This is a genomic window from Sphingobacterium lactis, assembly GCF_051951495.1.
Lineage (GTDB): Bacteria > Bacteroidota > Bacteroidia > Sphingobacteriales > Sphingobacteriaceae > Sphingobacterium > Sphingobacterium lactis_A.
The window spans coordinates 40508-54343 of the sequence record NZ_JBNHAS010000005.1 but is presented as its reverse complement, the minus strand read 5'-3'; the positions used below and the strand labels follow the sequence as shown (position 1 = coordinate 54343).

Below are 13836 nucleotides of genomic sequence, written 5' to 3'. Positions count from 1 at the left end.
CTATGGAAGCGATACTAACCTATATACTCCAAGTTAACCTCGTTATAGCTTTAGTCTTTCTAGGCTATCAATTGCTATTAAAAGGTCTGACCTTTTATAAATTAAATAGAGCCTATTTTGTTATCGGTGTCCTTTATGCTTTTGTCTATCCATTTTTGGATATCAAGGAGTGGTTTTCCAAGCAACTGGTTATTCCGACAGCAGAAGTCTTAACCTATTTGCCTTTTGATTTCCAAGAGAAACAAAACAGCTTCACCTTGACAGATCTGTTGTTAATTACAGCCCTGATTGGAGCAGCTATCTTTGCCGGGAAACTTGTCCTTCAATTAATCAGTTTATTTCGAATCCATTGGTATTCAAAGCCGGCCCAATGGCGCAATTTTTTATTCCGCAACGTGATATTTCCTATCACGCCGTTTTCTTTTTTCAATAAGGTCTATGTGCACCAGCAACAACATGAGGAGCTGGAGCTTAGCGATATCTTTAAACACGAATACATCCACGTGAAAGGCCAACACAGTGTAGATGTATTATTGTTTGAGTTGGTATTGATAACCTGTTGGTATAATCCTTTCGTATGGCTCATGCGCAGAGCAGTACGTCAAAACCTAGAATTCCTGACTGATCAACAGGTGCTAGATAAAGGAGTGGACCGACAGACTTATCAATATTCCCTACTGCATGTCAGCAAGCAAGGAGCGCATGTTGGTATCAGTAACCAGTTTAATTTTAAAACCCTAAAAAAGCGCATTATGATGATGAATAAGAAAAGGTCATCCAAATTGGAGTTGAGCAAGTATGCATTTATACTCCCTGTATTGATCATGGCAGGAATCACCCTTTCCGTAAACCAAGCGGAGGGTAAAATCGAAGATGCTGTCTACAACATCCAGAAAACAGATCTAACCCAATTGGTCCAAAAGGTGTCACCTATTGACCTGTCCTTGGAGGGGAATGCTGATACAGTCCGAGATACCATTAAAATAGTTAAAACTAAAAAGGCCATAGTAGTTGTCGATACTATAGGCAGCAATTCTGTTACTAGCAATAATCATGGTCAAGCATCTGAAAAGGAAGTCAAAAATGTTGTTATAGTAGCAACAAAAAACACTAGTTCCACTGATGAAGGTGGAAATAACGCGTCAACTCCAAAAGTGGATGTAATCAAAGGAAAAGGAATTGTAGTTGCTCGCGACACCATCATTAAGCCTAATGACCCAAATACGAAATCTGGTTTTTCTATAACTAAACTTGACGATAAAGGCACCCTTCAAAATATCATTCTTCGAGGTCATCCGGCCAAAGAAAAACCGTTGATGCTTTTGGATGGAAAAGAAATTGCCGATTTGTCAGTTATTAGCCCAAATGAGATTGAAAGTTTTGCAGTTTTGAAAGATAAAGCAGCCACAAGTCTTTATGGGGAAAAGGGAGCTAATGGCGTGGTTCTGATCACATCTAAAAAAAGGATTACCAATGTTACGGACAAATTAGTAGGTGAGGTTGTTGTAACTGGGTATAGGGCAACAGGCAAAAGCGATCCGATTAAGATTAATCGTAGAATCATCTATCCGGATGCGTATTCGAAATTCTTAGAAGATATGCCTAGCGTATCGGTTTATTTCCTGAATGGCAAAGCTGTAAAGGCAAGTAAAATTAGCGGATTAAGCCCTGATAAGATTAAGGAGATTGCTCATTTTCCGGACGATTCAGCTACGAAGATGTTTGGTAATGATGCAAAATTAGGTGCTATATCCGTTCTTTTAAAGTAGACTATTGCTGATTTTTTCATCTCGTATTTAGTGGAATTGATGAGCTATTCAACTGAAAGTCCTTCCACTAAATACGATTTGAACAATTAGACTATTTCAATTCTTTAAAAATCACGGGACTATTGCCATAGAGCGGCGTAGAACCGTCCCATTTTTCAATAAATTGTTGTTGTATTAAAAGCGGAGATAGGGTAGACTGTCTCAATTCATTGGCACGGGCTTCTGCCTCGGCCTGAACGATCATCTTTTTCGCATCGGCTTCCACCACCTTTAATTCATTTTCCGCCTGCTGTGCCTTTTGAATGGCCGCATTCTTGGCATTTATAGCTTGAGTAATAGCTTCTGGATATTGAATACCACTAGTGAGCTGTTCTAAATAAAATCCTTCTTTCTCTAAAAAGGCAATCATTTTCAATTGTACACCCTCTTCAAATTTTTCTCTTTTACTGATGATGGAGTCGGTGGTGTATTTATTGAACTCTATACGATACACATCCTTGATGTGGTTTACCAACGTGTTTGATAGGATCTCTTCAATTTGCTTACGGTATTTGATGAAAATCTTTGGCGTACTTCCGGGAGAAACTCGCAAAGAAATTGTCGGGTCAACAGTAAATACAGATCCATCTTTGGCATTCACTGTAAATTTATCGTAGTTAGCAGTCTGTACATAGGTCGGAAATTCATAAATGGATTCGGTAATTGGATTATACCATACCCGTCCGGTAACCAAACTTACATCTTGGACCCCTTTGTCGGAACCATATAATTTCACCTTAATTCCTTCATACCCCGCATCGATGCGTTCGGTACAACATACCCATACCATTAGGGCAACGAATAAGGTCGCACCTAAAGCAATCATGTTCTTCTTCATTTAATTGGTTTGTTAAAGATATATTCAAATAATTTATAGACTACTGCTATCAGTAGGATAACCAGGACCACACCTAGAAATACCCCAATATCCGATCGCTCACTTAACAATTGAAAAGCTTCTGTCGATCCTAGAATCAACAAGAATAAGACAACTGGAATGGCAATATATGGATTGATTTTCCCCATGGGTAATTTATTTGGAATGTTTTGAAAATATACGAAAAATTTGGCATATTTCAACTATAAAAAAAGGGTAAATTATTGCTAATTTCCCCCTTCAATAGTATTTTTTAAGAGTTTAGACCCTTTTATTTGGTGTTTAAATTAGTCATGGTCAATTCTATTCCAATATTGATGAAACTATGCACCATTTTGACGGAATGTTCAATCAGTGCTGGAAGTTCTTTTTGTTCTTCTGGGTCAAAAGGCCCTAAGACATAGTCTACCTGGCGACCTTTTTGATAATTATCGCTTATTCCAAAACGCAATCTCGGATAGGCCTGAGATCCTAAACTGGCTTCAATAGAACGTAAGCCATTATGGCCTGCTGCCGAGCCTTTAGGTTTAATGCGCAAAGAGCCAAAGGGGATAGCCAAATCATCAACAATGATTAAAACATTTTCTACAGGCACCTTCAATTCCTTCATCCAATAGTTAACCGCTTTACCGCTTAAGTTCATATAAGTCGTTGGCTTAATCACAAACACATTGTGACCACGCTGCTTAAACTCTGTATAATAAGCATGTTTTAAAGTTGACCAAAATGTGCCCGCTTGATTGGCTAACTCATCAGCAACCATAAAACCAATATTATGACGGGTATCCGCATATTCTTTGCCGATATTTCCTAATCCTACTATCAGATAATTCATGTCTGCAAAAATAGGGATTTGAAGCCATTTTGAACCATCCTTTCTCCTGAAAATCTATATTTTAATAAATCCTCTGTTGAAGGGGAGTTGACTGTAAGCCTTATTTTCTGAATATCTGCAATCTCATCTAAAAAAGTGACCAATGTTACTTTTTTATTCCTTAATAAAAGACAATTTTGTCTTAAATAGAAACATAACAATGAAAAAAATATTCTCGTATTCAGCAATCGCTCTAGCAGGTTTAATTATGGTATCCTGCGGTTCAGGAGATAAAAAAAGTGAAAGTACAATCGATCACAGTAACCACAATACAGAAGCTCCAGCCATGGAGAGTGCAACTACAGAAGCAGCACCAGCATCTGCTACTTCCAACACGGTTACAGTTGAAAGTAATGACCAGATGAAGTACAATGTCAGCGAATTAAAAGTTAAAGCTGGTGAGCCAGTGAGTTTGACATTGAAACATGTGGGTACCATGAAAAAGGAAGTGATGGGGCATAATCTAGTGGTTTTAAAAGCCGGAACAGATGTAGCGGCATTCACCGAATTGGCGCTTAAAGCAAAAGACAGTGAATACATCCCAACTTCTCAGGATATTATTGCTCATACCAAATTAATCGGTGGAGGAGAAGAGGATAAGATTGAATTTACATTAGAGCCAGGTACTTACAATTTCATCTGTACATTCCCTGGTCACTCTGCTATCATGAAGGGTAAGATCATTGCTGAATAAAAAAGGCTTTATGCCACAACATTGGTAATGAATTAAGGATAAGATTTAAGAATAAAGATTATGGAAACGTTAGAAAAGATTAAGATTGGCGATGTGGTTGCGAAGAACTTCAAGACTGCCGCTGTATTCTCTAAATATGGATTGGATTTTTGTTGTGGCGGTCAACGAAGCATCGAAGATGCTGCAGCAAAGAAGAACATTAAACTGGAGCCTTTGCTCATCGAATTGAATCAAGTGCTTAATGAGCCATCTTCTGAGCAGATTGATTTCAATTCATGGCCATCGGATCTTCTGGTTTCCTATATAGTGAAGACGCACCACCGTTATGTACGCGAGAAAACTCCAGTATTACTAGCCTACCTGAACAAAGTGGCTCGCGTGCATGGTGATCGTCATCCAGAGTTACATGAAATCAATAGACTCTTTGAAGAGTCGGCTGTGGATTTAGGTCATCACTTGCAAAAGGAAGAACAGATTTTATTCCCATTTATTGAACGTTTGGAGGAATCAAAATCAGAACAAGAAGTTCCTGCCGCACCAGCTTTCGGTACCGTGAAGAACCCGATCCAAATGATGCTTCATGAACATGAAGCAGAAGGTGATCGTTTCGAAAAAATTCGAGAACTAACCTCGAATTATACTGTACCTGCTGATGGCTGCAGTACTTATAAAGTAGCCTTTGAAATGCTGGAAGATTTTGAAAACGATCTGCACAAGCATATACACCTGGAAAACAATATTCTGTTTCCAAAATCCATTAAATTGGAAGAAACCTTGAATAATTAGGTTCCAGTCATGCGGTATAGCGCAGGGATTTACAACGATCAACGTTGAACATTTGTTTATATATTCTAATCGAGATGCAGGCGTCGGGAGATGTCTGCATTTTTTATTGGAATCTTTAGTAGAAGGCACAAAAAAAGAGGTATTGCTAACAATACCTCTTTTAATCTTTGGGTTAGAATTCCACTTTTGGAAAGTTTGCACTTTCCTACAAGCTTCTCTATCCTTATTTTTTACCGCCTTTAGCTGCTTTCGCTGCTTCTTGCTCTGCTTGACGTAATGCACGAGACATAACTACAGAAACGATAGTATCATCGCTGTTGTTCAATACTGTTGCATTCTCTAAGCTTACTTGTCTTACACGGTAAGATTTACCAACTTCTAGACCTTCCATCGGAATTTCGATTTCTTGAGGTAAGTTGTTAGGTAAAGCTTTAACACGAAGTTTACGTAATTTCTGAACTAGTTTACCCCCCATTTTAACACCTGGAGAAGTACCTACTAAAGCTACTGGAATGTTTACAGAAACTTCTTTGTCATCAAATAACTCCAAGAAGTCAACGTGTGTAACTACGTCAGTTAATGGGTGGAATTGAGCTTCTTGAACGATAGCTTTTGCTTTTTTGCCATCGATTTCCAATTCTACGAAAATCACTTCTGGAGTGTAAAGAACTGGTTTCAAATCAGCTGCGGATACCGAAAAATGCGTTTGCTCTTTACCTCCGTAAAGAACTGCAGGAACTTGTCCTTCGTAGCGCAATTCCTTCGATTCTCTTTTCCCTACGTTCTGTCTTGCAGAACCGCTAATAGCAATTGATTTCATTGTTTATGAATTTTAAAAATATGAGGTGCAAAGATATTGATTTGTTTTAATTAATTGAAGGATTTTTTGTAAATAATGTTTCCCCTTATTTCCTATCCCTCAGGTATTTCCTTGTTTTCTTACACCAACCACTATTTAAACCTTAAATGAAACGGAAATTACGCTATTTCCTTGTAATACGATAATGCTGAATTTATAACAAAGTCAAGTGCAAAAGTCACCAACAAACTAGTGTCACAATGTGAAACCTATGAAACAAGTGAATTCATATCCAAATTTTGCCTGTGTGAAGTAACTTTTTGGCTCAATACTAACTCCATATTGCCTCCATATTGCCTCCATATTGCTTCGATACTCTAAGGGAATTTCTTTGGATCTGATATGGATCTTGTTCGGATCTCGTTCGCTTCTAACCGAACGAGATCCGAAGGAGATCCGAACAAGTTCCGAAGGAGATCCGAAAGAGTGTCGAATCCAACCCCTAGCAAACCCCTAGCAAACCCCTAGCAAACCCTAAGGAAAGACGATGAGAATACAGACTAAAGACAACAGAAATAGATGGGAGATAGGAGACCGCTACGTATTAGATATGAGGCAAAAGGTGGTGAGATAACAGACAATAGACACCAGATTTTAGACCTATTGGCGGAAAAGAGAAATTGGATTTTGGATATCGGTCGAAGCATACTTCGACCCTACAGTTTTGGAAAGAATTGCCAATATTTTCACGATTGTTTGTAGGGGCGATGCATGCATCGCCCGCCATCTATTATACCCTCCGATCTGTTTTCTTTTGTCTGTTTTCTGTTGTCTAAAATTTAAAAAAACGGGCAGACATTCCGTTCGTTCTCGTCGAGGATAAATCCCCATCCTCAAACTCACTCAGTACTGCCCCTACCAGTCGTGCTAACTAGGTAGTTTCCTATTCTTCAAGTAGCTCGCCATGCGTAGGGGCAGCACTGAGCTCAGCGGAATGCCTAGGCCCTGCGGGCAGTAGTTAGTAGGGAGTATTTCGTAGATAGACCTATTGTCGGGATAGAGAAATTGGATTTTTGGATAACGGAACCACCTACCACAAAAAAAGCCATCTTATTAAGATGGCTTTTAGGGTTAAGAAATAGATCTTAAATATTATTTTACATCAAATAAGTCGGAAATCGATCCGTGCTCATTAACGTTTTTAATAGCACTTGCGAATAAATCAGCAGTAGAAAGCACTTTGATTTTGGTGCATTGAGCTGCTTTTTCAGCGTTTAATTGAATAGTATCAGTAACGATCATTTCAGATAGTACGGAGTTTTCAATGGTTTCATAGGCTTTACCAGAAAGTACTGCATGCGTACATACTGCACGAACAGATTTAGCACCATTTTCCATGATAAGGGCAGCAGCTTTAGAAAGTGTACCTGCAGTATCACAGATATCGTCAATTAAAACTACATCCTGTCCAGTAACATCACCAATGATGGACATGGATTCGATTTCATTAGCACGTTTTCTACGTTTATCACAGATTACAACTTCCGCATTAAAGAATTTTGCGAAGGTACGAGCGCGGTAAGAACCACCCATATCTGGAGAAGCAATCATTAAGTTCTCTAATTTCAAAGATTTGATATAAGGAACGAAAATGATAGCACCGTCCAAGTGATCTACCGGAATATCAAAGAATCCTTGGATTTGAGCTGCGTGTAAATCCATGGTCATGATACGGTGTGCACCCGCTGCAGTAATTAAATTAGCGATTAGTTTCGCGCCAATTGCAACACGTGGTTTATCCTTACGATCTTGACGCGCAAAACCGAAGTAAGGAACAACAGCTGTAATATAGTGTGCTGAAGCACGTTTCGCTGCATCGATCATCAATAGCATCTCCAACAAGTTGTCAGTAGGTTGATTGGTAGATTGAATAACGAAAACGTCACTTCCACGAACAGACTCGTTGTAGAATGGTTGAATTTCGCCATCGGAGAATTTAGACAAGGTCTTATCGCCAAGTGGCTTTCCGTAAGACTTAGAGATTTTTTCTGCAAGTTCTTGAGTGCCAGAACCTGCGAATAATTTTACGGTGTTGAATTGCAAAGGCATGGTGAAATGATTTATTTGGAGTTTTTGTTTTGATATTGTTTCCTGTCCTTAATCATATGTTAACGCGATTAGCTCTGTTAACTAATTGTAGCCGCAAAGTTATGTAAATGTTTTAAAATTTAAAATTACTTTGCTGAACCGTAGTTCTTTAATTTGAATTCCGCTTGGAAGTACTCATTTCTTTAATTCTTCTTAACAAAATGATAATCTTAAATTCTTATTCTTCTCCTTAAATTTGATTTCGTAAAGGTGTCAAGGTTTTTTAATTCCTATATCGTCATGAAAATTCCGATGTCAGAATTTATACCTCATCAAGACTATGTATATACCTAACTAAATTAATAAACGGTTAATTTTCAAGGCAAATTATTGATCGGAAATCTTTTTAAGTATATTAGAATCAGTTAGTTGTAGGAGATGATTTAGTTAAAGTTAAATTGACGTTTAAATTCGGAATAATGCGAGGGATCAATGCTATCAAACATGCGGAATTAATGCGATTAATACAGGAGGTTGAGGCAATTTATATAGAACATGATTTCAAAGATGACCTGGAGAAACTGAAGTTACAACATCATCATGTATTGGAATTATTTCAAGAATACCAAAGAACCTTAATCCGAATTGAGGACCTCATTCAACAGTACCAAAGCTGTGCTCACAATATCCGGAAGAATTGTGTATCACAACCTATTCGAAAACTCCGACTCGATCAGCATGACCCTGAACAACATCGCAAACTCATCCAAGGAATAAATGCTTCCTCCATGAAATAATCGAACCAGGATTATTTATTAGCTTTTGTTTTAATTCAATAAAAATTGTTTGGAATTTTCTCCTTGTTACAATTCCTTAGAATCCCTATCATGCTAAATGAAAACAAAAAATATAATTTATTTCTTTTGTTTATCAGAAAATGTTATTTCAATTAAAATATTGTCTCTTTAATGTCGTGTAAGTTTTCTGATATCCATAAAAATTATTTTCTGTCTACAAAATTAGCTTGGGAATAGATGTAATTCCTATTCGGTTTTTTGATCATAAAGTTGCTGTAGATGGCAATGAGTGAATTTTTTGTACAATTGTGTTGTCTATTTTATGATAACCAATAGATAAGCTAACACAGTATTATTCACAAAAAGTCAAACAAATGAAAAGAAGATTTTTACTTACTTTTTTCGGGGTGGCATTGTATGCATCCTGTTTGATGGCACAGCAAAAAGCGGTAACTGGAAAGGTTACTTCCGCCAATGGGGAAGTTCTTTCGAATGTTACTGTAATGGTTAAGGGGACCAATCGGGTTGTTCAAACGAATGCCGATGGTTCGTTTAGCATTCAAGCTGCGCCAGGCGAAACATTAATTTTTCGCCTGCTTGGTTCTGGGGAGAAGGACCAAGTGGTAGGTACAGGCAATGTCTACAACATTGTTCTACAAACTACCGATGAGAAGATTGATGAAGTCGTTGTCACCGCGATGGGAATCAAGCAACAGGCCAGAAGTCTGGGTTATGCCGCTCAGAATGTGAGCTCCAAAGAGATCACAGAAAGTAATCAGCCCAATTTAGTGAATACCTTACAGGGTAAGGTAGCAGGGGTTCAGGTCACGAATTCCGGAGGCTCGCCTGGTGCATCATCTAACATCTTAATTCGCGGAGGAAGTTCGTTGAGTTTAGAGAACCAACCGCTGATCGTAGTTGATGGTATACCTATTGACAATACGACCCCGGTATCTCAAGGGGGATTAACTGCTGGAACTGCACCGGCATCAAACCGCGGGATTGATATCAATCCGGAGGATATTGCTAGTATGTCCGTCTTGAAAGGTCCAGCAGCAGCTGCCTTATATGGATTGCGAGCAGGAAGTGGGGTTATTATCATTACCACTAAAAAAGGTGCTGGAAAAGGAAGAGTAACTTATGGCAATACCTTTTCTTTTGATAATGCCAATAAATTACCTGAATTGCAGTCTAAATTTAAGCAAGGGCGCTTGGGAGTATATGAAGACAATAGTTATCAATCATGGGGACCGGAATTTTCGAGTAATGAAACCATTTATGATAACTTAGGTCGATTCTTCCAAACGGGATTTGGTCAAAATCATGATGTATCCTTCAGTGGTGGATCAGATAAGACTACCTTTTACGCATCAGGAAATCTCCTTCAACAAGAGGGTATAGCGAAGAATACCGAATTTGGACGTCGTTCTTTTCGCATGAATGCCGATCATAAAGTTTTCGATAACCTAAAGATCGGAGCTAATATGACCTATATGAATACGGCAAGGACTTACTTCCCGCAAGGTTCTGAAAATGGTGTCATGGGTGCGATTTATTGGCCAAAGAATTTGGACATGACCAATTACCTGAATGACAATGGGACACAATTAGTAATATCTGAGGGTTCGGAAACCGCCATTGATAACCCATATTGGACCATTAACAAAAAACCAATCACTAGTAAGGTGAATCGGGCTATCGTTGTAGGTGATATTTCTTATGATCCGGTTGAATGGTTGAACCTAACCTATCGCTTAGGAACGGATTTCTATGGAGATACCTTCCAGAGTTTAACCACGCCGACTTCCATTACAGGTTTGACGGGATATTTAGCAACCGCAAAGACACAGAACCAAATTACGACGTCGACCTTCTTGGCTTCGGCAAAGAAATCAGCAGGCGATTTTAATTTCTCCCTTCTTTTGGGGAATAACCTAGAGTCTTCTTTCCGAGAAACAGAGACAGCAACAGCACGTAATTTTGTTGATCCGGATTTTGTGGGGATAAACAATACTGCACCTAAGGATCGTACAGTTGCCAATACCATTACGAGAAGAAGAATATTTGGTGTATTTGGTGATTTTACCGCAGATTGGAAAAACATTGTGTTCCTAAATTTCAAAGCTAGAAATGACTGGTCATCCACACTTCCAAAGGCAAACAATTCTTTCTTTTATCCAGCGATCAGTACCTCGGTCGTGCTGACTGATTTAATGAAGGAGTTATCTGGAAATGAAGATACCGGATTCTTAAGTTATGGTAAAATACGTGCAGCATGGGCACAAGTTGGAAAGGATGCACCAGCACACCGTTTGCAGACTACCTTGGGTACTTATATTAATGACTTCACCATCAATCCACGGGGTTTTATTGTCAACATGAATGATTTCTATGGTAACCCAGTTTTGAAGCCACAATTTGACAACTCATGGGAAGTAGGGGCAGACCTGCGCTTCTTAAATAGTCGAATAGGATTGGACGTAACATGGTATAAAAACGGTTCATCTGATCAGATTCTAGCGACACGTACGCCTCCATCATCTGGATCTTTCTTAGCCTTCTTGAATGGTGGTAGTATAGAAAACAAAGGATTTGAGGGGATTTTAAATGTGCAGCCTGTGAAGAAGCAAGATTTCTCATGGACATTTGATGTGAATTTCTCCACTAATAAATCGAAGGTAATTAGTTTACCAGGATTCTTGGATCGGGTTGAACTATCTGATGCGTGGGTAAAAGGAGATGCAGCACAAGGAGCAGCATTTTTGAATTCAACGTTATTTGGTATTAATGGTCGTGTTTGGAAAACAAACGATAAAGGGGAGTATCTATTGGATAACAATGGTAACCCACAAGTAGCTGCTAATTTAGAGATGATTGGTGATCGTAATCCAGACTGGATTGGCGGTATTACCAATAACTTCCAATATAAAAATTTAGGCTTATCCTTTATGTGGGATGTGCGTCAAGGGGGAGATGTATTCAATGCGACAGCCTATACCTTGGTGTTGTCTGGTTTAAGTCCAATGACTTTAGACCGTGGTACAGCCGTTATTCCAGGGGTAATCGAATCTTCAGGAGCTGTTAATGATAAAGCTATTCCAATGGGACAGGATTATTACCAAACTAAGTTTGCCAATAATTCTAGAAACTTTGTTGAAGATGGAAGTTGGGTTCGCTTGCGTTATGTGAGTCTGTCTTATAAAGCACCAGCGTCATTTACAGAGCGATTGAGGTTGTCTAATCTGCAATTTACATTGACCGGTCGTAATCTTTTGTTATTTACAGACTATTCAGGTGTTGATCCAGAGGTTTCAGGGTCAGGTGCAGGTGTTGGTGGTTCAGGATCCTTTGGTTTTGATAACCTAGGTGTACCAGCCACTCGCGGATTTGATTTAGGTTTAAAATTTTCATTTTAAGAGCCATGAAAAAGATTATAAGAAACAGTATATATACAGCACTAGCGGTTGCAGGGCTTAGCATGAGCTCATGTGACAAGTTTTTAGATGTTAATGATGATCCAAATAATCCTTCTAAAGTGGAGGCAGCGAGCCGTATTGCAGGGGCTATTTCAACGACTAGTGGTGCTGCACAGTGGCGTGCTACTCGTGAGCTCGCCGGAGTCATGCAATATGGTGGATTGCAAACCGCCTCTTCTGGAGGTTATGCAGCTGCCAATTGGCGATTTACAGCTAGTTATTTCGCTTGGCAAAATGCCTATGTAATCACAATGCCCAATGCGGTAGATTTGATCGTTTTAGGTGAAGAGGAGGGAAACCCACATTTTGTTGGTGTAGGTAAGACTTTATTAGCCTTAAACTTTGGGTTATTAACAGCGCAATATGGTGATATTGTGGTTGATGATTTTTACGATGGTAAAGGGATGATTTCCCTGGTGCCGAAGTTCAATACGCAAAAGGAGGTATATGAACGCCTTCAAAGTATGTTAGATGAAGCCATAGCTGCATTTGAGCGCACAGACAATAAGCGTGATCTTAATGTTAAGAATGGTGATATCATGTATCAGGGAGATGTTGCCAAGTGGAAGAAGTTTGCTTGGGCATTAAAGGCTAGGTATTATAACCATTTAAGTAAAAAGACAGGCTTATATGATGCAGATAAAGTAATCACGGCTTGTCAAAATGCCTTTAATGGCGATGGAATGGATGCAGAGTTCCCATACCTTGCAGATGGTTTATTGGTAGATCAAAACCCTTGGTCAAGTTGGGGAGGATTTGAATCGCTTACTAATCCACGTTATTTCGCCTGGACACAGTTCTTTGTGAATATGTTGACTTCCTTTCCGGTAACCAACAACCTATATCAGGATCCGAGGATTTCAAAAATCATGAAGCCAGCGGAATCTGATGGTCAATATAGAGGACCTGGTTCAGGAGCATTCATTAGCAATGGACAAGGTGTTTTAGCCAATGGAAGCCCTGGAGATGCTACGAAAACCAAACCGGAGGATTATGGACGTTTCAGTAAAAGTGGTTTTTACACCAATACAACTTCTCCATTCGGTTTTATCACCTATTCAGAAGTGAAATTGATTGAGGCAGAAGCACGTTTAAGAAAAGGGGATAAGCCGGGAGCATTAGCTGCTTATGAAGAAGGGGTAAAATCGAATATGCGTAAATTGGGCGTTTCAAGTGCAGACATCAATGCTTATTGGGCAGCCCAGGTAGCCGATAATTTATCAGGACACTTTGATCAGGTAAAGACAGGACTTTCACATATCATGCGTCAAAAGCATATTTCGCTATGTCTAAATCCAGAGACATGGATGGACATGCGTAGAATGGACTACAGCGCAGATATCTATGGGCCAAGTCTTAAAAGACCAGCAAACTTGAATACGACGATTTTTGATCCAGCGAACAACAGTCAATGGATTCAAGCAATGGTCTATGAAACAAATGAACAAAATAGAAATCCTGAAGCTGTAGGTGATAATACCGAGAAGTATAGGTTACTAACACCGCTGTGGATACATAAGCCGGAGTGATAGACAATAGATAATAGACAACAGACGATAGACTCGAGATAATAGATGAAAATTTCTAAGTCTAATGTCTGTTGTCTTATATCTAATTTCTCAACATAAAAAAAGCTC

The 13836-nt window shown here is 39.0% G+C and carries 11 protein-coding genes; 6 read left to right on the top strand and 5 right to left on the bottom strand.

The annotated features are described in order from the left end of the window. The first annotated feature begins 2 nt into the window (after positions 1-2). Entirely contained in the window at positions 3-1769 is a 1767-nt protein-coding gene (locus ACP6L2_RS15735) for a M56 family metallopeptidase (protein ID WP_440510252.1), read from the top strand. Between the two features lie 91 nt (positions 1770-1860). On the opposite strand, the gene ACP6L2_RS15730 is transcribed toward ACP6L2_RS15735, so the two are convergent. The 3 genes from ACP6L2_RS15730 to pth form a co-directional block, all read right to left on the bottom strand. Next, positions 1861-2646, bottom strand: a complete 786-nt coding sequence (locus ACP6L2_RS15730) for a prohibitin family protein (protein ID WP_440510251.1) — start codon at positions 2644-2646, stop codon at positions 1861-1863. Then, a complete protein-coding gene (locus ACP6L2_RS15725; RefSeq protein WP_440510250.1) occupies positions 2643-2834 on the bottom strand; it encodes a hypothetical protein in 192 nt (63 codons plus the stop codon). Before ACP6L2_RS15725 ends, ACP6L2_RS15730 begins: the two co-directional genes overlap by 4 nt. 122 nt (positions 2835-2956) lie before the next feature. After that, on the bottom strand, positions 2957-3520 hold the full coding sequence (pth, locus tag ACP6L2_RS15720) for an aminoacyl-tRNA hydrolase (RefSeq protein WP_440510249.1): 564 nt from the start codon (positions 3518-3520) through the stop codon (positions 2957-2959). Between the two features lie 199 nt (positions 3521-3719). On the opposite strand from pth, the gene azu reads away from it, so the two are divergent. Both azu and ric read left to right on the top strand, forming a co-directional pair. Next, positions 3720-4253 carry an azurin gene (gene azu / locus ACP6L2_RS15715; RefSeq protein WP_440510248.1) on the top strand — a complete coding sequence of 178 codons (534 nt, stop codon included), beginning with the start codon at positions 3720-3722 and terminating at the stop codon, positions 4251-4253. Positions 4254-4313: 60 nt separating this feature from the next. Beyond that, positions 4314-5039, top strand: coding sequence for an iron-sulfur cluster repair di-iron protein (gene ric / locus ACP6L2_RS15710; RefSeq protein ID WP_344674909.1), 726 nt, complete (start codon positions 4314-4316; stop codon positions 5037-5039). A 223-nt stretch (positions 5040-5262) separates the two neighbouring features. On the opposite strand, the gene ACP6L2_RS15705 is transcribed toward ric, so the two are convergent. Beyond that, positions 5263-5859 carry a 50S ribosomal protein L25/general stress protein Ctc gene (locus ACP6L2_RS15705; RefSeq protein WP_344674908.1) on the bottom strand — a complete coding sequence of 199 codons (597 nt, stop codon included), beginning with the start codon at positions 5857-5859 and terminating at the stop codon, positions 5263-5265. Positions 5860-6990: 1131 nt separating this feature from the next. Then, a complete protein-coding gene (locus ACP6L2_RS15700) occupies positions 6991-7947 on the bottom strand; it encodes a ribose-phosphate pyrophosphokinase (protein ID WP_440510247.1) in 957 nt (318 codons plus the stop codon). Between the two features lie 458 nt (positions 7948-8405). On the opposite strand from ACP6L2_RS15700, the gene ACP6L2_RS15695 reads away from it, so the two are divergent. From ACP6L2_RS15695 to ACP6L2_RS15685, 3 genes are all read left to right on the top strand, one after another. Continuing rightward, the gene (locus ACP6L2_RS15695; RefSeq protein ID WP_440510246.1) at positions 8406-8723 is read left to right on the top strand and encodes a hypothetical protein; all 318 of its coding nucleotides are present in this window, start codon (positions 8406-8408) and stop codon (positions 8721-8723) included. A 374-nt stretch (positions 8724-9097) separates the two neighbouring features. Further along, positions 9098-12139, top strand: coding sequence for a SusC/RagA family TonB-linked outer membrane protein (locus tag ACP6L2_RS15690; RefSeq protein ID WP_440510245.1), 3042 nt, complete (start codon positions 9098-9100; stop codon positions 12137-12139). Positions 12140-12144: 5 nt separating this feature from the next. Further along, on the top strand, positions 12145-13728 hold the full coding sequence (locus ACP6L2_RS15685; protein WP_440510244.1) for a SusD/RagB family nutrient-binding outer membrane lipoprotein: 1584 nt from the start codon (positions 12145-12147) through the stop codon (positions 13726-13728). The last annotated feature ends 108 nt before the right edge of the window (positions 13729-13836 follow it).